We start from the raw sequence: 20,861 nt of genomic DNA on the forward strand, positions 1-20,861 counted from the left end.
ACATGAGCGCTGCGATCCCACTAGATATAGCAACGCGCCTAAAAGAGGGTATCGATTTAATTCCAGCGATCGCCCAAGATGCGCAAACCGGTGAAGTCTTAATGCTGGCGTATATGAACCGCGAATCTCTTGCACTAACTCTGGCAACAGGTAAGGCAACTTACTGGAGCCGCAGCCGCAGCGAACTCTGGGTAAAGGGTGCGACATCAGGACACACCCAAGAGGTAGTTTCAATTTCACTTGATTGCGATGGCGATGCGTTGCTACTGAAAGTTAACCAAGTTGGCGCCGCTTGCCACACTGGAGATAAGACTTGTTTCCACAACCCTCTACAGATAAGTGCGGGAAAGTAATGCAACTATCTGAATTTCGCGAATACGCGAAGAGTTACAACGTTATTCCGGTCTATCGCAAACTCCTTGCCGACGGTGAAACACCGCTAGGTGTTTATCGCAAGATTGCAAAGAACGAAGCATCAACTTTTCTCTTGGAATCTGCCGAACACGGGGGAGCCTGGTCGCGTTATTCATTTATCGGCGCCCATTCGCAAGCAACTTTAAGTGAGAAAGATGGCAGTTCAATTTGGGTTGGAACAACACCTGCCGGCGCACCTGTCGGAATAGATCCACTTGAAGCGCTTCGTCTATCAGCTGCGCATCTGAAATCTCCAAAAATTGCCGGACTCCCACCGCTTACTGGTGGGCTAGTTGGCTACATGGGTTATGACGCAGTTCGCCGCTTAGAGAAATTGCCGAACCAAAGCGCGAAAGATATTCCACTTCCAGAAATCGCCTTTATGTTAACTAGCGATCTCGCTGTGATGGATCACGCTGAGGGAACGATTACCTTGATCGCAAATGCCATCAACTGGGATGGCAGCAATGAGCGAATTGATGAAGCATTTCACGACGCTCAACTTCGTTTAGATCGTATGCAATCTGATCTGCAAAGTTCGCTGCCTGGTTACATCGATCAGATTCCAGAACGCCAAACTCCAAAATTCACCCAGAACATTTCCAGTGATGAATTCAAAACTAAGGTGCTACAGGCCAAGGAAGAGATTGTTGCGGGTGAGGCTTTTCAAATAGTCCTATCACAGCGCTTTGCTATGGAATGTAGCGCTGATGCTTTAGATGTTTATCGTGCGCTGCGTCTTCATAACCCGAGCCCTTATATGTATCTCTTCCGCTTTACAGATGGGATTGAAGTAGTTGGATCAAGCCCAGAAGCTTTGGTTAAGGTGACCGGTAAAGAGGTAATGGTTCATCCAATCGCTGGAACTAGAAAACGTTCATCTTCTGCTGAGGAAGATCATCGTTTAGGCGAAGAGTTATTGGCAGATCCTAAAGAGCGCGCCGAACATTTGATGTTAGTTGATCTAGGTAGAAATGATTTAGGGCGTATCTCAAAGCCAGGCACCGTTGAAGTTATCGACTTCATGCATATCGAACGCTATTCACATGTGATGCATATCGTTTCAACAGTTATCGGGGAACTTGCAGAAACCTCTACGCCAGTTGATGCGCTCTTTGCCGTATTTCCTGCTGGCACTTTATCTGGCGCTCCAAAGCCAAGGGCGATGGAGATTATTGAAGAACTCGAACCTACTCGACGCGGGCTCTATGGTGGCGCAATTGGATATATTGATTTCACAGGCAATATCGATACTTGTATCGCAATTCGTACCGCACTGATTTATAACAAGATGGCATACGTTCAGGCAGGCGCCGGAATCGTAGCGGATTCGGATCCTGCATCTGAAGATCAAGAATGTGCAAATAAAGCAGCGGCGGTTCTAGGTGCCATTAGCGCTGCAAATAAAATGAGGTCATCCAGTGTCTGAGTTTGTTCAAATTGCCATCTCAATTTTAATTGTTGCAGCGCTCACGATCTATATCTCTAAACGTTTTAGAATTTCCAAACGTTACGAACGCCAATCGCGGAGTACGCCACCCATGAATTCCTGGAGCGCGCTCGATCACGGAATAGATCCCAGCGAAGTTAAAGGCGAGACTGAGAAACCATGACTGTTCTAGATTCAATTATTGAGGGCGTGCGCGAAGATTTAGCAAAGCGTCGCAAATCGCTCAACCAAATTCATGAAGAGATGACACAGGCTGCTCCGGTTCGCGATGCTCACATTGCCTTAACAGGGGATGAGATGAAAGTGATTGCGGAGGTAAAGCGATCTTCGCCTAGCAAAGGGGCGCTATCTGCAATCGCTGATCCCGCAGCGTTGGCTGAGCGTTATCAAAGCGCAGGTGCAAGTGTGATTAGCGTTTTAACAGAAGAGCGCCACTTTAAAGGATCGCTCGCTGATTTAGATGCAGTACGTGCTCGCGTTGATATTCCAGTTTTAAGAAAAGATTTCATGGTTGATGAGTATCAATTCTTCGAAGCGCGCGCTCATGGCGCAGATTTGGTTCTACTTATAGTTGCCGCGCTATCCAAGAGCCAACTTAAAGACTTTTTTGATATCGCAACTGAATTAAAGATGGCATCTCTCATTGAAGTTCACACAGCAGATGAGTTAGAGAGAGCGCTAGAAATCTCTCCTCGAATAGTCGGAGTAAATTCCCGAAATCTAAAGACCTTGGAAGTAGATCCCACAGCATTCTCTGATTTGATTCCGAGAATTCCTGCCGAGTTAATCCGCGTTGCAGAATCTGGAATTTCAACTCGCAGCGATGTTGAATTTGCGCAGAACTCAGGCGCAAAGGCGATTCTGGTAGGTGAAGCACTGGTTACATCGGGGGATCCGGATTTGGCGATGCGGACCTTATTGGGTCGAGGGTAGGCTTAATCCCATGTCGACTACGCCGCAGGAAGATCTTGGATCAATCTTGGGCCACTTCGGTCCATACGGTGGTCGCTTTGTACCTGAAGCGCTGATCGGCGCTCTCGAAGAGCTAGAAGCAGCGCATCGCACTGCGCAGGAAGATCCTTCATTTGTTGCAGAGCTCGCAGAACTTCATCGCACGTACACAGGTCGTCCTAGCATCCTCACTGAAGCAAAACGTTTTGCCGAACATGCAGGTGGCGCGCGCATAATTTTGAAGCGTGAAGATTTAAACCACACTGGCAGCCATAAGATCAATAACGTTTTAGGACAAGCGTTACTTACAAAGCGCATGGGTAAGAAACGTATCATCGCCGAAACCGGTGCAGGTCAGCATGGCGTTGCATCTGCAACCGCTGCAGCCCTTTTTGGGTTGGAGTGCGTCGTCTACATGGGCGAAGAAGATACAAAACGCCAAGCGCTAAATGTTGCCCGTATGAAGTTACTTGGCGCAGAAGTTATTCCTGTTACAACAGGATCACGTACCCTAAAAGATGCCATCAATGAAGCGATGCGCGATTGGGTAACTAACGTTGAAACCACTCACTACATGCTGGGCACCGTTGCAGGTCCGCACCCCTTTCCAACTATGGTTAGAGATTTTCATAAGATCATCGGCGAAGAAACGCGCGAACAAGTTTTAGCGCTCACCGGTCGACTACCTGATGCAGTACTTGCCTGCGTCGGTGGCGGTTCGAATGCCATCGGAATTTTCCACCGCTTTATCTCCGATCCATCAGTACGTTTGATTGGGCTAGAAGCAGGTGGAGATGGCGTGGAAACCGGACGCCATGCAGCAACAATTACTGGTGGAACTCCAGGAGTTCTGCACGGAACTCGATCTTATGTTTTGCAAGATGCTAATGGTCAAACTGTTGAGTCACATTCAATTTCTGCTGGTCTTGATTATCCTGGTGTAGGTCCTGAGCATGCGTACTTGCATGACATTGGGCGCACTGAGTATCGCGCCATCACAGATGAACAAGCGATGCATGCCTTCGCACTTCTTTCGAAGACAGAAGGAATTATTCCGGCGATCGAAACTGCACATGCTCTAGCAGGTGCGCTCCAGGTTGGAAATGAACTAGGTAAAGATGCGATTATCGTTATCAACCTTTCTGGTCGCGGTGATAAAGATGTGCAGACTGCGGCGCAATACTTTGGAATTCCACTGGATTAATGACTGCACTCGATCAACTATTTGTAAAGGTTCGCGCTGAAAATCGCGCTGCTCTAATTGCCTATATCCCTGCAGGTTTTCCTTCTCAAGCAGGTTGTGCAAAAGTTATTCAAACCTTTATCGATGCCGGAGTTGACGCGATCGAGATTGGTTTTCCATATAGCGATCCGGTAATGGATGGTCCAACTATTCAGGCGGCGGCAGTTACCTCTTTAGAAAATGGAACAGGCGCTGCTGAAGTTATGTCAGCGCTAAAGGTTGCAACAGACGGCGGAGTTGCTGCAGTAGTTATGACTTACTGGAACCCGATTGAGCGCTATGGCGTTGAAGAATTTGCCGAAGCGATTGCAGCAAATGGTGGATCTGGCGTAATTACTCCAGATTTAACAATTGAAGAGTCCGTCGCCTGGTTAGGCGCTACTAAGCAAAATTCGATTAATCCAATCTATGTAATTGCGCCAAGCACATCTGATGCGCGCATGCCAAAGGTAACTGCAGCTTGTGGTGGATTTGTTTATGCCGCAAGTTTGATGGGCGTAACTGGAGCACGTAATTCGGTTTCATCAGGTGCTGCAGATTTAGTCGCGCGCATTCGCACAACTACTGGACTACCAGTCGCCGTTGGCTTGGGTGTATCAACTCGCGAGCAAGCTAAAGGCGTTGCTGCATACGCTGACGGAGTTATCGTCGGTTCCGCCTTTATTAAGGCTTTGCAAGATGCTCCAAATGAGGAAGCCGGATTGGCTGCAGTTAAAGAGTTGGCAACAGAGTTAGCGAAAGGTGTACGTGAGGGACGATGAGTAAATTCGAAAAGCTACAGCCCTGGATAGGACTTCTTTCGCGTCTGACCCTTGGTGGCGTTCTTTTTGTTGCCGGTTATCTTAAGGTCGACAAACTAGAGGTATCTCAAATGGCAGTTCGGTCATATGAATTACTTCCAATTCCTATCGCTAATTTTCTTGGCCAGACCCTGCCTTTCTTTGAAGTTGTCGTTGGCCTACTACTTATTCTTGGAGCAGCAACTAGAGCGGTCGCAGCGCTCGGTGGCTTTACAATGTTTATTTTTATCATCGCTATTGCTCAAGCGTGGGCGCGCGGCTTAAACATTGATTGCGGCTGCTTCGGTGGCGGAGGCACAGTAGATCCTGGTCAGACACGCTACCTTCAGGAGATTCTCAGAGATGCTGGGCTAGTAGCGCTTGCCCTATTCTTAGTGCGATATCCGATAACCAAGTTTTCTATTGATAAAACACCTAAACAATCTAACGCAGGAGATACGGAATAAAGATGGCACAAGCGAAAAAATCAAACGGCGGAAAAGATAACTTCACACGTAATCTCGTAGTTGCAGTTGTGGTTGGAGTAGCTCTAATCATGCTGGTGCCAACAGTTCTCTCTAAGCAAGGCGATTCCACTGCTGCAATTCCTGCTACCGCCTCAGTAAATGATGGTTATGGGTTGGTCTTTAACAGCGAATTAACTGACGTTCCATTTATCGAAATTTACGAAGACTTCCAGTGTCCGGCTTGCGCACGCTTTGAAGCGATCAGCGGTCCTTACATCGAAGAGTTAATTGCTACCAAGAAGGCCAAGGTGGCATTCCACATGCTCTCCTTCCTAGGTGGTGAATCACAGATTGCAGCAAATGCAGCAGCATGTTCTGCAGATCAAGGAAAATTCCTAGAATTCCATAAAACTCTCTACGCTAACCAGCCTGCCGAAAATACAGGTGCTTGGACATCTCAGTATTTTGCAACTCTTGGAATCGGTCTAGGAATTTCTAGCAGCGATTACGACAAGTGCGTAACAGGCCAGGATTACATGGGTTGGGTTAAGAACGTTGCAGAAGAAGGATCGAAGCGAAATATCAATTCGACTCCAACGGTTTTGATCAACGGTAAGGAAATAGATCGCAACACTGCATATGGAAGCCTTGCTGACTTTATGCTTGCGGTTGAAAAAGCCTAACTAGATTCCGCATGAATCGCTCGATACCTACTCCCTCTATTTCGGAAGTATCAATCGGGCCTTTCACCGTTCATTTCTATGCGCTCTGCATAATTGCTGGAATTGCTATTGCAATTTGGCTAGGCAATAAGCGCCTTGCTTCTCGTGATGAATCGTTAAGAGGCGTTGTCTCTGAAGTCGCAGTGATCGCAGTGCCCTCCGGAATTATTGGTGGAAGGCTCTATCACGTAATAACAACACCAGAAGATTTCTTCGGTGCAGATGGCGAACTCCTTGCGATATTAAAGATTTGGCAGGGTGGGCTTGGAATTTGGGGCGCGATATCACTCGGTGCGCTGGGAGCGTTCTACTCTTATAGAAGACTAGCGCGCACAATGAATTTGCCGAGTTTTGGAATCTTTCTTGATGCAATTGCTCCAGGAATTCTCCTTGCGCAAGCGATTGGTCGATTTGGAAATTGGTTTAACGCCGAACTCTTTGGTCGCCCGCTAGATACTTGGTGGGGATTATCAATTCCATATAAATATCGACCAAGTGGATATGGCCTCGTTGAAACATTTCACCCAACATTTCTTTACGAAGCGATCTGGTGCACTTTGATCGCCTTCGTATTGATGGGCGCATCGAAACACTGGTCTGCTGGTTCTACCTTCGCGGCATATGTATTTAGCTATTCGCTGGGCCGCTTCTTTATCGAATCTATCCGTATTGATCCAGCACATAACTTTGCGGGACTACGGATAAATCAATGGGTGAGCATGGGGCTAGTGATGGTTTCTGCGCTAGTTTTCCTCCGACTACGCGCCCGCGATAAGGCCTAAACCTTCGCAGTTTTTCCGCATTGATCCGATAGGCTGTAAATATGGCACTTGAAGATGTTTACCGTAGAAATCTACATCACCGCACTCATCGCGCAGGTTGGTTACGCGCTGCAGTTCTCGGAGCAAATGATGGTTTAGTTTCTACCGCATCGCTAATGATTGGTGTATCCGCGGCAAAAGCTGGCGGAGTAGACGCACAAGCGTTCTTGATTACTGCTGGCGCCGCCGGAATCGCTGCGGGTGCGATGTCGATGGCTGTTGGCGAATACGTTTCAGTTCGTTCACAAAATGATATTGAAGAATCTGATCGAGTCTTGGAGATGCAACATCTAGCAATTGATCCTGATTCAGAACTTATCGAACTGCAACATATCTATATCGAACGTGGGCTAACGCCAGAACTTGCGATGCAAGTTGCAAAGGCAATGCACGATCGCGATCCTTTAGAAGCTCATCTACGCGATGAGCTCGGACAGTTTCCTCACACTAAAGCGCGACCAGTCCAAGCAGCGATGGCATCTGCTGCAGCATTCACCGCTGGAGGATTAATCCCATTCGTTGGCGCCTTTGCTCCAACTCCAGGAAAAGCGGCAGCGACAATTGTCGCTTTCACCATTATTGGTTTAACTCTGACCGGAATCCTGAGCGCAAAGACGGCAGGCTCAAAGATCCTCGCTCCGACTCTTCGCGTGATCGTGGGCGGGTGTATCGGCATGGCAATTACCGCTGGAATCGGCCAGGCGCTCCATTTGAGTGGTATCTAAACTCACTCTCGCGCAGGCTAATTCGGGAGTGCCGAATACCGCCAACAGTTGCTACCCTTTTGCATCTACCACCGCTCGCGGTGGCTCTTTCGGGCCAAAGTTGTCCCACTCTTTCAACAATTAAGTGTGAGCAACAGGAGCGTGTAACTGATGGCTCTTCCATCTAATTACCCAGCACAACAGGGTCTCTATGATCCCGCAAACGAGCATGATGCATGCGGCGTTGCAATGGTTGCTACTCTAAATAAAGTTGCTACACATGAGATTGTTGAAAAGGCGCTTACCGCTCTACGTAACTTAGAACACCGCGGCGCATCAGGTGCTGAACCAGATAGCGGTGATGGCGCAGGAATTTTGATTCGCGTTCCAGATGCTTTCTATCGCGCAGTTACCGACTTTAAACTTCCCGCTGAAGGCCACTACGCAACAGGTATTGCATTTGTTGCACAAGGTTCCGAAGTTCGATCAGAAATTGCGAAGATCGCAGCGGAGGAAGGCCTAACTGTTCTCGGTTGGCGCGATCTTCCGATCAATGCGAAATCACTTGGCAAAACTGCAGTTTCAGTTATGCCAAAGTTTGAACAAGTCTTTCTTGCCGGCAAAAAAGACGAATCAGGTATTGCGTTAGATCGTCTCGCCTTCTGCCTTAGAAAACGCGCTGAACATTCACTCGATCTTTACTTCCCATCACTTTCTTCACAGACAATTGTTTACAAAGGAATGCTTACAACAGGACAGCTCGAAGAGTTCTTCCCGGATCTAAGCGATGTGCGCGTGGTATCTCCGCTTGCACTTGTCCACTCACGATTTTCTACAAATACATTTCCATCTTGGCCACTTGCCCACCCATACCGATTTATTGCACACAACGGAGAAATCAATACCGTTAAGGGAAACCGCAACTGGATGCGCGCCCGCGAGTCACTGCTTGCTAGCGAGTTAATTCCTGGAGACCTCAGCCGCCTCTTTCCTATCGTGGAAATGTCCGGAAGTGACTCTGCTTCCTTTGATGAAGTCCTAGAACTTCTCTATCTAGGTGGACGATCCCTGCCACATTCTGTTCTGATGATGATTCCGGAAGCTTGGGAGAATCACACAACAATGTCGCAGAAACGTCGAGACTTTTACGCCTTCCATGCATCTCTTATGGAGCCATGGGATGGACCAGCATGTGTAACTTTTACAGATGGACATCAAGTTGGTGCGGTTCTAGATCGCAACGGGCTACGTCCATCACGTTTCTGGGTTACCGACGATGGCTTAGTTGTGCTGGCATCTGAAGTCGGTGTTCTTGATTTTCCTGCTGAAAAGATTGTTCGCAAGGGTCGTTTACAACCAGGAAAGATGTTCTTAGTTGATATTGAGGCCGGGCGCATCATTGAAGATGATGAGATTAAAGATTCTTTGGCTGATGCTGCGCCTTATGGCGAATGGCTTCATGCCGGAATCATGAAGTTATCTGAACTTCCTTCGCGTGAACATATTGTTTATCCCCACTCATCTGTGGTTCGTCGCCAACGTGCCTTCGGTTACACCGAGGAAGAACTTCGTATCTTGGTTACTCCAATGGCTAAGAACGGCATGGAAGCGCTCGGCTCAATGGGAACCGATACTCCAATCGCTGCGCTCTCTGAAAAACCTCGTCTGCTATTTGATTACTTCTCTCAACTCTTTGCACAAGTTACAAATCCACCACTTGATGCAATCCGTGAAGAACTTGTCACAAGTTTGGGCGGTTCAATAGGACCAGAGCATAACTTGCTTGATCCAGGACCTTCTTCTTGTCGTCAAATCTCGCTCGCATTTCCTGTTATCGATAACGATGAACTTGCCAAGATCATCCACGTAAATGCTGATGGCGACCATCCAGGTTTATCTGCCTACGTTGTTCGCGGACTCTTCCCAGTATCTGGCGATGGAAATACTTTGCACACTCGTTTAGAAGAGATTAAGCGCGAAGTATCTGATGCAATTTCTGCAGGTGCGCGCATCATTGTTCTATCCGATCGCGATGGCGATGCCGAGGATGCACCTATTCCTTCACTTCTCTTAACTGCGGCAGTTCACCACCATTTGATTCGCGAAAAGACTCGCACCAAGGTCGGATTAGTTGTTGAAGCCGGCGATGTTCGCGAAGTTCACCACGTAGCACTCCTTATCGGTTACGGCGCCGCGGCGGTAAACCCATATCTTGCGATGGAATCTGCCGAAGATTTAGTCCTACAAGGCGTGATCACTGGCATTACTCCCGAAAAGGCCGTACGTAACATTATTAAGAGTTTAGGCAAAGGCGTTCTCAAGGTTATGTCGAAGATGGGTATTTCAACGATCGCCTCTTACACCGGAGCACAGGTATTCGAAGCGATCGGACTTTCTCAAGAAGTTGTCGACGAATACTTTGTTGGCACCACTTCACGTCTTGGTGGAATCAGCCTCGACACAATTGCTGAAGAAACTTTGGCGCGCCACCACATCGCATATCCACCAGGTGGAGCGATCCCTGGTTCAAAGCGTCTGCCAATTGGCGGCGAGTACCAATGGCGTCGCGATGGCGAACCGCATCTATTTAATCCAGAGACTGTCTTTGCGCTCCAACACTCAACTCGTTCAAAGCGCTACGACATCTTCAAGCGTTACACCAGCAAGGTCGATGGCCAGAGTAAAGAGCTAATGACTCTACGCGGACTCTTTGCATTTAATGAGGGTGTTCGTCCAGCAATTTCCATCGATGAAGTTGAACCAATTTCTGAGATCGTCAAGCGCTTCTCAACAGGTGCGATGTCATGGGGCTCGGTCTCACAAGAAGTTCATGAAACTTTAGCGATCGCCATGAACCGACTCGGCGCCAAATCAAATACTGGCGAAGGCGGAGAGGATCCATCGCGCTTTACCCCGATGGAGAATGGCGATTCCAAGCGCAGCGCGATTAAGCAGGTTGCGAGCGGTCGTTTTGGAGTAACAAGTAACTACCTTGTTAACGCCGATGATATTCAAATCAAAATTGCACAAGGTGCAAAGCCTGGTGAAGGCGGACAGTTGCCTGGCAACAAGGTTTATCCATGGATTGCAAAGGTGCGCTACTCAACTCCAGGTGTTGGCTTGATTTCACCACCACCTCATCACGATATTTACTCAATCGAAGATCTGGCACAACTGATCCACGATTTGAAGAATGCCAATAAGAATGCGCGTATTCACGTCAAACTGGTTGCTGAAGTCGGTGTCGGCACCGTTGCTGCAGGAGTTAGCAAGGCGCATGCTGATGTTGTTCTGATCTCTGGTCACGACGGCGGAACTGGCGCATCTCCACTTACTTCACTTAAACATGCTGGTGCTCCTTGGGAGTTAGGTCTTGCCGAAACGCAGCAGACGCTTCTGTTAAATGGTCTGCGCGATCGCATCGTTGTACAAGCAGATGGTCAGCTAAAGACGGGTCGCGATGTTGTTATCGCAGCGTTACTTGGCGCCGAAGAATACGGTTTTGCTACCGCGCCGCTAGTCGTTTCTGGTTGCGTAATGATGCGCGTCTGTCACTTGGATACCTGTCCAGTTGGTGTGGCAACGCAAAATCCGGAGCTACGCAAGAAATTTACGGGTAAGCCAGAGTTTGTCGAAACTTTCTTCGAGTACATCGCGGAAGAAGTACGTGAAATTTTGGCCAGCCTTGGTTTCCGCACAATGCAAGAAGCGATCGGTCACGTTGAATATCTCGACACTCGCGATGCGGTAAATCACTGGAAAGCCAGCGGCCTGGATCTAGCACCGCTACTAGTACGCCCAGATGTGGATTCACCTCTGCACCGCACAACAGTGCAAGATCATGGATTAGCTGCAGCGCTCGACAATAAGTTGATTGAACTCTCCGCCCCAGCACTCGATAAGGGTGAAAGCGTTCGCATCGACCTGCCTGTACGAAATGTGAACCGAACAGTTGGCACGATGTTGGGTGCAGAAGTCACAAGACGTTACGGCGCTGATGGACTTCCAATCGGCACGATCGATGTAACTCTGCATGGCTCTGCTGGACAGTCACTTGGAGCTTTCTTGCCTCAAGGAGTTGTTATTCGCATGTATGGCGATAGCAATGATTACGTAGGTAAAGGAATTTCTGGCGGTCGCGTAATCGTTCGCCCAGATGAAAGAGCCACCTTTGCATCACATGAAAATGTAATTGCTGGAAATGTTATCGGCTATGGATCTACATCTGGCCAGATCTATATTCGTGGTTTGGTCGGCGAAAGATTCTGTGTCCGCAACTCAGGCGCAACTGCAGTAGTCGAAGGAATCGGAGATCATGGTTGCGAATACATGACGGGTGGCACTGTTGTTGTACTGGGCCGCACCGGTCGTAACTTTGCAGCAGGTATGTCTGGTGGCCGTGCTTTTGTTTTGGATCTAAATCCTGCACAAGTTAACGGCGAACTCGTCGACATCTTGGCAGTTCCAGAAGATCAAAAGGAGTCGCTAAAGGCTCTGGTCTCTGACTTCTTCACAGAGACCGGCTCTGAGGTTGCATCTGCGTTACTGGCAGATTGGAACGCAGCGCTAAATCGCATCTCGTTGGTAATGCCACGCGACTACGCGCGCGTCTTAGCGGCCATTGAACGCGCTACAAAAGATGGCTTACCTGTTGATCAATATGTAATGGAGGTTGCAGCAAATGGCTGATCCAAAGGGATTTCTAACTACGCCGCGCGAGACTCCAAAGCGCCGTCCAGTTGATGTACGTATCAAAGATTGGCATGAGGTTTACGAACCACAGAGCATGGAGCACTTGCAGAAGCAGGCAGGTCGTTGCATGGATTGCGGTATTCCTTTTTGTCATCAAGGTTGTCCACTCGGAAATTTAATTCCCGAATGGAATGACTTGATCTGGCGCGGAGATAAAGAAGAAGCTATCGATCGCCTTCACGCAACAAATAACTTCCCAGAATTCACAGGTCGCCTCTGCCCAGCACCTTGCGAGACTGCCTGCGTCGTTGGAATTAACGCTGATGCGGTAACAATCAAGCAGGTAGAACTGCGCACAATTGAAGAAGCTTTTGGTGCCGGAAATGTAAAACCGCTTGCCCCAGAAAGATTGACCGGAAAGACAGTTGCAGTAATAGGTTCTGGCCCTGCAGGCCTAGCTGCTGCTCAACAACTAACTCGTGCCGGACATACCGTTGCCGTTTATGAACGCGCCGATAAGATCGGTGGACTTCTTCGCTACGGAATTCCTGAATTTAAGATGGAGAAGAACATTCTGGATCGCCGATTAACTCAGATGGAGAAGGAAGGAACTCGTTTCCGTCCTGGAGTTAACGTTGGAGTTGAACTAACTGGAAGTGACCTGCGCAAGAAATATGATGCAATAGTTCTTGCCGTTGGTGCAACGCAATGGCGCGATCTTCCAATTAAAGGTCGTGAAAATAAGGGCATCTATCAGGCGATGGAGTTCTTACCTTGGGGCAATAAGCAAGCACTTGGTGAAGTCGTTAACCCTGATATTAACGTTGCAGGAAAGCATGTAGTAATTCTTGGTGGGGGAGATACGGGCGCAGATTGCTTGGGTACTTCAATCCGCCAAGGCGCAGCAAGCGTTACTCAACTTGAGATCATGCCTCGCCCAACTGAAGAACGCCCATCATCACAACCTTGGCCAACTTACCCAATGATTTACCGCGTTTCTTCTGCGCATGAAGAGTTGGATAACCGACTCTTTGCAGTCAGCACTGAAGAATTTATCGGTGATGGAAACGGCAATGTAAAAGCGATCAAACTTGTAGAAACAAAGTTTGAAAATGGAAAGTTTGAGCCAGTTCCAGGAACAGAGAAAGAAATTCCTGCTGACTTTGTATTTCTTGCAATGGGCTTTACTGGTCCAGAAAAGTCAGCGCTACTAACTCAGCTCAACGTTGAATTAGATGAGCGCGGAAACATTAAACGCGATGCCAACTTCCAGACTAGCGAAGAAGGAATTTTCGTTGCTGGAGATGCCGGTCGTGGTCAATCTCTAATTGTTTGGGCAATCGCTGAAGGGCGAAGCGCAGCAGCGGGCGTTGATAAGTATCTAGAAGGTGAGAGCCAATTACCTTCACCAATCGAACCAACAGATCGCTCCCTAATGGTTTAAGGCGAGGTGGTTTAAAGTCTCAGCGGTCTAAAGCCGCGGTGGCTTAAATCTCGTTCTCCAAACTGTCCAGTAGTAAAACGATTAGATAAGGTAGCCACATGCGTCGCGCGAAGATTGTCTGCACAATGGGTCCAGCCGTTGAATCACCCGAAAAAGTTCGTGAGTTGATTGCAGCCGGTATGAATATGGCTCGCCTCAATCTCTCTCATGGCGGCTATGAAGAACACCAGAGCCGACTTAATGAAGTCCGCGCAGCGGCGAAAGAGGCAGGAAAACCTGTTGCGATTCTCGTAGATCTACAAGGACCAAAGATTCGCTTAGCTCGCTTCAAGGCCGGCCCACATGATCTATCTCGCGGAGATATCTTCACAATTACTACTGATGAAGTAGAAGGCACTAAAGAGCGCGTCGGTACTACTTACAAAGGCCTACCTGGAGATTGCAAGCCAGGAGATCGCATTCTTATCGACGATGGAAAAGTTACCGTTGAAGTTACTGAGGTAAAAGGCAACGATGTCGTAACCAAAGTTATCGAGCCGGGCGCGGTTAGCAACAATAAAGGTATTAACTTGCCAGGCGTCGCCGTTTCAGTTCCAGCGCTCTCTGAAAAAGATAAAGAAGATCTTCGCTGGGGGCTAAATGCCGGCGCTGACTTCATTGCGCTTTCATTTGTGCGCAGCGCTGAAGATATTGTTGATGTTCATAAAATTATGGATGAAGTTGGTATCCGCATTCCAGTTATCGCAAAGATTGAAAAGCCTCAGGCAGTTGCAAACTTGCAGGAGATCGTAAACGCCTTTGACGGCATCATGGTGGCTCGCGGTGACCTCGGTGTTGAACTCCCAATTGAAGAAGTTCCACTTGTACAAAAGCATTGCATCGAATTAGCTCGTGAAGCAGCAAAGCCGGTAATCGTTGCAACTCAGATGCTTGATTCGATGATTACAAATTCTCGTCCAACTCGCGCCGAAGCGACAGACTGTGCAAATGCAGTTCTAGATGGCGCAGATGCCTTGATGCTCTCTGGCGAAACATCGGTTGGCGAATTTGCCATCGAAGCTGTTCAAACTATGGCTCGCATCATCAGCCATACTGAAGAAGGCGGCATGGATATGATCCGCCCGATGAAATCAGCGCCTAAGACAAAGGGCGGTGCGATCACCAAGGCTGCAACTGAAGTCGGCGCAATTGTTGGCGCTAAATATTTGGTTACCTTCACGCAATCCGGAGATTCTGCGCGCCGCACTGCGCGACTTCGTTCTCCAATTCCGATCTTGGCATTTACCCCTGAAGTTGGCACATATAACCGAATGGCGCTGGACTGGGGAGTAGAACCAGAGTTAACGCCGATGGTTAAGCACACCGATGAAATGGTTATGCAGGCCGATACCCTCTTGATCAAATCTAAGCGCTGCGTTGAAGGTGAACTAGTCGTGATCGTCGCTGGTTCGCCTCCTGGAATTCCAGGATCAACGAACGCTATGCGCGTTCACCGCGTGGGCGATGCCGTGAGTGGCGCTGCTCCTGCATACCGTTAAGATTTGGCTTGTAACTTTCCTGTAAGGGAATTGCAAAGAGCCTCGGTACTCCAACGGTAGAGAGGGCAGTCTCAAACACTGCATAGTGTCGGTTCGAATCCGACTCGAGGCACATGAATACGACCAGTAGCGCAGATAAATCTCCAGTCAGACCTAAATCGCCAATCAGAATTGTCGTTGCCGAGGATGAAGCGCTTATCCGTATGGACTTAGTCGAAATGTTGCGCGAAGCAGGTTATGAAGTTGTTGCAGAAGCTGCAGATGGTGCCCAGGCGATTGAACTCGCACAGTTACATAAACCAGATTTAGCAATTCTTGATGTGAAGATGCCGGTGCTGGATGGAATATCAGCAGCAGAAAAGATAATTGATATTGCACCAGTTCTTATGTTGACCGCATTTTCACAACGCGAACTCGTAGAACGTGCACGAGACGCCGGCGTTATGGCCTACGTTGTAAAACCATTTTCGATAGGTGACCTTGTGCCTGCAATTGAAATTGCAATTAGTAGACATATGCAGATGCGATCACTTGCCGATGAAGTTGCAGATCTTCACGAGCGACTCGAAACTCGTAAATTGATTGATCGCGCAAAGGGAATTTTGATGCAGGCGCTAAACCTCTCTGAACCAGAGGCTTTTTCGTGGATCCAGCGCGCTGCGATGGATCGCCGGCTGACCATGAAAGAGGTCGCCGCGGCCGTTATCTCCCCAGATGCTGTACCTGGCCACTGAACTCTCAGGAAAGGCTCAAAAGTAACCAAACCTTTACATTGGCAGGCTTAACCCTGGGTTGATAGATCTTCCTCACCCCCTTTACACTTTCAGCCTCCCTGTCCCGGGACACATGCAAGAAAAAACAGGAAGGCAATACATGAACAAGAAGATCAAAGCTTCTGTCGCTATCGTTGCCGCAGCTGCGCTTTCACTAGGCGTATTTGCATCAACATCAGCATCAGCAGCAACAAAGACTTACACAATCGCATACCAGGGTCCACTTTCAGGTGGAGAAGCATCAACTGGTATCGATGAGCAGAACGCCGTTAAGTATGCTGCAAAGCTATTCATGGCAAAGAACAAGAACATCAAGATCAAGGTTCTTTCAGTTGATGACCAAGGAGATCCAGCTGTTGCATCAACAGTTGCTCCAGGCGTTGGCAATAACAAGAGCGTTCTTGGCGTTGTAGGACCTGCTTACTCAGGTGCAACAATTGCTTCACTTCCTTACTACAAGGCTGGATCACTAGTAATGATCTCTCCTTCAGCAACACGCGTATCAATTACAGATCCAGCATCACCTGACTTCGGCGGACCAGTTTTCCACCGCGTAGTTGGTAAGGATGACTTGCAGGGTCCAGCGTTGGCTAAGTACGCAACAAAGGGTGTAGCAAATGCAAAGGTATTTATCTTTGATGACCAGTCTGCATACGGCGTGCCATTGGCAGGCTATGTAACTTCAGGTCTGAAGAAGGTTGCTGGAGCATCTGTTGTAGGAACTGACTCAGTTCCAAACACAACTACAGATTTCAGCCCAACAATTGCAAAGATCAAGACATCTGCAGCAACTGTTGTTATCTACACCGGCTACTACAGCCAGGCTGCTATTTTCGTAAAGCAGCTTCGTGACTCAGGTTCAACAGCGATCTTCGCTGGTGGCGACGGAGTCTTCAACCAGGAGTTCCCAAAGCTTGCGGGAGCATCTGCTGAAGGTTCACGTGTTACAGGTGTAGGTGGACTTGCAGGAATCAGCGCAAAGATCGAAGCTGATTTCAAGAAGCAAATGGGCGTTTCATCTGGTGTTTACTCAGTTGAATCATTCGATGCTGCAAATATCCTTCTTGAAGGAATCAAGGCAGGCAAGACAACTCGTGAAGCAATGCTCAAGTTCGTCAAGGCCTACAACGGTAAGAGCGTCTCAGGAAACACCATCAAGTTCGATAAGAACGGTGACGTTTCATACGGTCTCTTTGCTGGATTCACATCAAAGGGTGGCGTTCTAGTTAACACAGGTATTATCAAGTAATTAGATAGACCTGATGCATTAAAGGTTGGTGGGTGCTTTTAATCTCTCGAAAGAGAGAGGCGAGGCACCCACCAATTGCATAATTTGAGAGCATAGAATGACCGAATTGAAGTTACTGAAGGAGATTCATGTTTGCGGTACTGATTGATCAGTTCTGGGCCCTAACGATTGCAGGGCTAGCGTTAGGATTTATCTACGTTTTGATCTCGCTCGGATACACCATGGTTTACGGTGTATTGCGCATGATCAACTTCGCTAACTCAGAAATTTTTATGTGGGGAACTTTCGGTACAGTCATCACCTCGCGCGATATCTTTAAGTACACACAGGTCTCTGAACCTGCAACAGGGTTCAAACTCGCCCTTGTCTTATTATCAAGTTTGCTCATGTCAATGCTCGTAGCGGGACTCACTGCAGTATTTGTTGAGTTCGTCGCCTACCGTCGCTTGCGCATGAGAGGCACCAACCGTTTAGCGACTCTGATTTCAGCGATCGGAATTTCAATCGTCTTATCAGAGATCATGCGCCTACTTACCGACTCTCGTCCGGTTGGATCTCCTCGAGTACTAGAGAAGACAATTCTCACTGAAGTTTGGGGCGCAAATATTCGCCTCGATACCGTTATTACAATTTTTGCTGCAGCAATTATCTACTTCATCCTTGAGCGCTTCGTAAAGCTCTCTCGTATGGGTAAAGCGATCCGCGCAGTATCTATGAATGAAGACGCTGCAAAGTTGATGGGCGTAAACCTAAACCGCGTTATCACCGCCACTTTCTTGGTCGGTGGACTTGCAACAGGTGCCGCCAGCTTCTTCTACATAACAGTCTTTGAATACACCAAGTTCAACATTGGTTTCACTATGGGCCTCGCCGCCTTTACCGCAGCAGTTATCGGTGGAATCGGAAATATCCGCGGCGCTTTCTACGGCGGCCTCGCGCTTGGACTTCTTGAAGTTTATGCCTCTGCTGTTCTTGGAACACAGTGGAAAGCGGTTACCGTCTTTATCGTTCTAGTTCTAGTCCTTCTCTTTAAGCCGAATGGTTTATTCGGTGAAGCCGTTCAGACAACGAGGGCATAACTCATGAAAATTAGAAACTATTGGAACCTCCGCGATTGGGGCGCAGGCATCTGGGAGCGCTCTGGCCGTCCCGCTCGAGTACTAATCGCAATTACAACAATTTTCCTTGTCGGACTACTGCCATTTGCTGGTGCATCATTTCTAGCAACACCAATCGCAGCTTATGACGCAGTTCTTGTCTATCCAGTTGCAGTCTTCGTTCTTATGGCGCTGGGGCTAAATATTGTTGTTGGTAAGTCCGGAATGCTCGATCTTGGTTACGTTGCCTTCTTCGCAATCGGTGCTTACACGATGGCGATTATGGGAACGACTACAAGTTTAAATACTTGGGAGATCATGCCTTTCGGTATCGCCTTTGCGATGCTTGCTGGCGTCATCCTTGGTCTACCAACACTTCGCTTACGTGGTGATTACCTCGCCATCGTTACCTTGGGCTTTGGTGAGATCGTTCGCCTTGTTCTGCTCAACTCTTCTTGGAGTAAGGGTCCAAATGGAATTGCAAACGTTCCGATGCCACCTGATATCGGACCGCTTAAATTCAAATTAGATGATCAGAAAGTCTTCTTCTGGGTTGTTCTAATTATGATTCTGCTTACGATCTGGATGATCCGCCGCCTATCAGTTCGTCGTCCAGGCCGCGCTTGGGAAGCGATCCGCCAAGATGAAGATGCTGCAGAGTTAATGGGTGTAGCAACTCTTAAGTACAAGATCTGGTCATTTACTCTCGGTGCTGCAATTGGTGGCGCTGCCGGCGTTCTCTACGCTTCAAAGAACCTCTTTATCGCACCTGAAATGTTTACCTTAAACGTTTCAATTCTCATCCTTGCCTGCGTGGTATTTGGTGGAATCGGAAATATCTGGGGCGTAATTATCGGTGCAACAATTCTTGGTTACCTGCCAGATCGCATCCGCTTTATCTCAGATGCTCGCCTCTTAGTCTTCGGCTTAGTTCTTGTTGTTGTTATGAACTTCCGCCCAGATGGCCTACTACCGCGAAAGAAACGCGAAAAAGCAATTGTTAAGAAAGGGGCGAATTAAAGATGGCTAAAGTTCTCTTGAGTCTGGAAAACCTCACCATGAAGTTCGGTGGAGTCACAGCGCTTAATGAAGTAAATCTTGAGGTTCGCGAAGGCGAAATTCTCGCCCTGATCGGCCCTAACGGTGCGGGAAAGACAACAGTCTTTAACGTGATCACCGGCGTCTATCAAGCAACTTCTGGTTCAGTTAATTTCGATGGCCAGAAGATTGGTGGCAAGAAGCGCTATCAGATCACTGGTCTCGGTATCGCACGTACCTTCCAGAACATTCGCTTATTCGGAGATATGACAACGCTTGAAAATGTCATTACCGCAACCGATGTTCATAAGAAGAGCGGTCTAGTTTCTTCTCTCTTTGGAACACCTCGCGCCCGTCGCGAAGAACGCGAGCACCGCGCTAAGGCGCACGAAATTCTCGAATTCATCGGAATCGATGAGTACTCAGATCGCTTAGCTCGTAACTTGCCTTATGGTGTGCAGCGTCGCCTTGAGATCGCTCGCGCTATGGGAACCTCACCTAAGTTGCTTCTCCTTGATGAGCCAGCAGCAGGTTTTAACCCACAAGAAAAGGTTGAACTTGCCGCGACGATTAAGAAAGTTCGCGATGCCGGTTACACAGTTCTCTTGATCGAACACGATATGTCGCTGATCATGGGAATCTCTGATCGCGTCGTTGTCCTTGATTTCGGTACAAAGATCGCCGATGGCTCACCAGCTGATGTACAAAACGACCCTCGCGTTATTGAGGCTTACCTAGGAGTACCTGCAGATGCGTCTTGAAATTAAAGATCTACACGTTCACTACGGCAAGATTGAAGCGATCAAGGGCGTATCAATCGTTGTTAATGAAGGCGAGATTGTTACTCTCATCGGCGCTAACGGTGCCGGCAAGACAACAATGCTTAAGACAATTTCAGGTCTTCGCCCAGTCACAACTGGTCAGATCATTTTTGATGGTCAAGATATCTCTAACGTTCCTGCGCACAAGCGCGTAGATCTCGGTCTATCGCAAGCACCAGAAGGCCGCGGAATTTTCCCAGGTATGACAGTTTTGGAAAACCTAGAAATGGGTAAGTTCCATCGCCATAACCGTAAGAGCGAGATGGCCGAAGATCTAGATAAGGTCTACACGCTCTTTCCTCGTTTGAAAGAACGCGTCTCACAAGCCGGCGGAACTTTATCTGGTGGAGAACAGCAGATGCTTGCAATCGGCCGCGCCCTAATGGCTCGTCCAAAAGTTCTTCTCCTCGATGAGCCTTCAATGGGTCTTGCTCCTCAGATGATTGCAAATATCTTCCGCATCATCACCGAGATCAATAAGACCGGCGTAACAATTCTTCTCGTTGAACAGAATGCACAGCAAGCGCTACAACGCGCACACCGCGCCTACATTCTTGAGACCGGAAATATTGTTAAGGAAGCTAAGGCATCCGATCTACTTAACGATCCTGCAGTACGCGAGGCATACCTCGGTACTGGCGCTCACTAATTTTTTATT

19 protein-coding genes and 1 tRNA gene are annotated in these 20,861 nt (G+C 48.2%); all 20 read left to right on the forward strand.

Annotation, left to right across the window (positions count from 1 at the left end; all coding sequences use genetic code 11):
- Positions 1-2 precede the first annotated feature (2 nt).
- Positions 3-353, forward strand: a complete 351-nt coding sequence (gene hisI / locus A1sIIB60_RS02930) for a phosphoribosyl-AMP cyclohydrolase (protein WP_095689059.1) — start codon at positions 3-5, stop codon at positions 351-353.
- Entirely contained in the window at positions 353-1,843 is a 1,491-nt protein-coding gene (locus A1sIIB60_RS02935) for an anthranilate synthase component I (protein ID WP_095689060.1), read from the forward strand. Before hisI ends, A1sIIB60_RS02935 begins: the two co-directional genes overlap by 1 nt.
- Positions 1,836-2,027: a hypothetical protein gene (locus A1sIIB60_RS02940; protein ID WP_095677305.1), complete on the forward strand. Its 192-nt coding sequence runs from the start codon at positions 1,836-1,838 to the stop codon at positions 2,025-2,027. The genes A1sIIB60_RS02935 and A1sIIB60_RS02940 overlap by 8 nt, the downstream gene beginning before the upstream one ends.
- Entirely contained in the window at positions 2,024-2,797 is a 774-nt protein-coding gene (gene trpC, locus A1sIIB60_RS02945; RefSeq protein ID WP_095689061.1) for an indole-3-glycerol phosphate synthase TrpC, read from the forward strand. Before A1sIIB60_RS02940 ends, trpC begins: the two co-directional genes overlap by 4 nt.
- 10 nt (positions 2,798-2,807) lie before the next feature.
- Positions 2,808-4,019 (forward strand): tryptophan synthase subunit beta, encoded by a 1,212-nt coding sequence (gene trpB / locus A1sIIB60_RS02950; protein ID WP_095689062.1) that lies wholly within the window; start codon positions 2,808-2,810, stop codon positions 4,017-4,019.
- Positions 4,019-4,819 carry a tryptophan synthase subunit alpha gene (gene trpA / locus A1sIIB60_RS02955; protein WP_095689063.1) on the forward strand — a complete coding sequence of 267 codons (801 nt, stop codon included), beginning with the start codon at positions 4,019-4,021 and terminating at the stop codon, positions 4,817-4,819. The genes trpB and trpA overlap by 1 nt, the downstream gene beginning before the upstream one ends.
- Positions 4,816-5,304, forward strand: a complete 489-nt coding sequence (locus A1sIIB60_RS02960; protein ID WP_095671018.1) for a DoxX family protein — start codon at positions 4,816-4,818, stop codon at positions 5,302-5,304. The genes trpA and A1sIIB60_RS02960 overlap by 4 nt, the downstream gene beginning before the upstream one ends.
- Positions 5,305-5,306: 2 nt before the next feature.
- Complete coding sequence (locus A1sIIB60_RS02965) at positions 5,307-5,987, forward strand: DsbA family protein (RefSeq protein WP_095671019.1); 681 nt, start codon at positions 5,307-5,309, stop codon at positions 5,985-5,987.
- 11 nt (positions 5,988-5,998) lie between these two features.
- Positions 5,999-6,808, forward strand: coding sequence for a prolipoprotein diacylglyceryl transferase (gene lgt, locus A1sIIB60_RS02970; RefSeq protein ID WP_095689064.1), 810 nt, complete (start codon positions 5,999-6,001; stop codon positions 6,806-6,808).
- A gap of 41 nt (positions 6,809-6,849) precedes the next feature.
- Positions 6,850-7,572 carry a VIT1/CCC1 transporter family protein gene (locus tag A1sIIB60_RS02975; RefSeq protein WP_095689065.1) on the forward strand — a complete coding sequence of 241 codons (723 nt, stop codon included), beginning with the start codon at positions 6,850-6,852 and terminating at the stop codon, positions 7,570-7,572.
- A 150-nt stretch (positions 7,573-7,722) separates the two neighbouring features.
- On the forward strand, positions 7,723-12,240 hold the full coding sequence (gltB, locus tag A1sIIB60_RS02980) for a glutamate synthase large subunit (protein WP_095689066.1): 4,518 nt from the start codon (positions 7,723-7,725) through the stop codon (positions 12,238-12,240).
- On the forward strand, positions 12,233-13,687 hold the full coding sequence (locus A1sIIB60_RS02985; RefSeq protein ID WP_095689067.1) for a glutamate synthase subunit beta: 1,455 nt from the start codon (positions 12,233-12,235) through the stop codon (positions 13,685-13,687). Before gltB ends, A1sIIB60_RS02985 begins: the two co-directional genes overlap by 8 nt.
- A gap of 98 nt (positions 13,688-13,785) precedes the next feature.
- On the forward strand, positions 13,786-15,225 hold the full coding sequence (gene pyk, locus A1sIIB60_RS02990; RefSeq protein ID WP_095689068.1) for a pyruvate kinase: 1,440 nt from the start codon (positions 13,786-13,788) through the stop codon (positions 15,223-15,225).
- A gap of 39 nt (positions 15,226-15,264) precedes the next feature.
- Positions 15,265-15,337 (forward strand) — tRNA-Leu (locus A1sIIB60_RS02995).
- A gap of 1 nt (position 15,338) precedes the next feature.
- Positions 15,339-15,959, forward strand: coding sequence for an ANTAR domain-containing response regulator (locus A1sIIB60_RS03000; protein ID WP_095689069.1), 621 nt, complete (start codon positions 15,339-15,341; stop codon positions 15,957-15,959).
- A 139-nt stretch (positions 15,960-16,098) separates the two neighbouring features.
- Positions 16,099-17,247: a branched-chain amino acid ABC transporter substrate-binding protein gene (locus A1sIIB60_RS03005; protein WP_095689070.1), complete on the forward strand. Its 1,149-nt coding sequence runs from the start codon at positions 16,099-16,101 to the stop codon at positions 17,245-17,247.
- A 128-nt stretch (positions 17,248-17,375) separates the two neighbouring features.
- The gene (locus tag A1sIIB60_RS03010; RefSeq protein WP_095689071.1) at positions 17,376-18,326 is read left to right on the forward strand and encodes a branched-chain amino acid ABC transporter permease; all 951 of its coding nucleotides are present in this window, start codon (positions 17,376-17,378) and stop codon (positions 18,324-18,326) included.
- A 3-nt stretch (positions 18,327-18,329) separates the two neighbouring features.
- Positions 18,330-19,364 carry a branched-chain amino acid ABC transporter permease gene (locus A1sIIB60_RS03015; protein ID WP_095689072.1) on the forward strand — a complete coding sequence of 345 codons (1,035 nt, stop codon included), beginning with the start codon at positions 18,330-18,332 and terminating at the stop codon, positions 19,362-19,364.
- A gap of 2 nt (positions 19,365-19,366) precedes the next feature.
- Complete coding sequence (locus A1sIIB60_RS03020) at positions 19,367-20,143, forward strand: ABC transporter ATP-binding protein (protein WP_095689073.1); 777 nt, start codon at positions 19,367-19,369, stop codon at positions 20,141-20,143.
- A complete protein-coding gene (locus tag A1sIIB60_RS03025; protein WP_095689074.1) occupies positions 20,133-20,852 on the forward strand; it encodes an ABC transporter ATP-binding protein in 720 nt (239 codons plus the stop codon). Before A1sIIB60_RS03020 ends, A1sIIB60_RS03025 begins: the two co-directional genes overlap by 11 nt.
- Positions 20,853-20,861: the final 9 nt, after the last annotated feature.

Origin of the sequence: Candidatus Planktophila lacus, from assembly GCF_002288385.1 — a bacterium.
Lineage (GTDB): Bacteria > Actinomycetota > Actinomycetes > Nanopelagicales > Nanopelagicaceae > Planktophila > Planktophila lacus_D.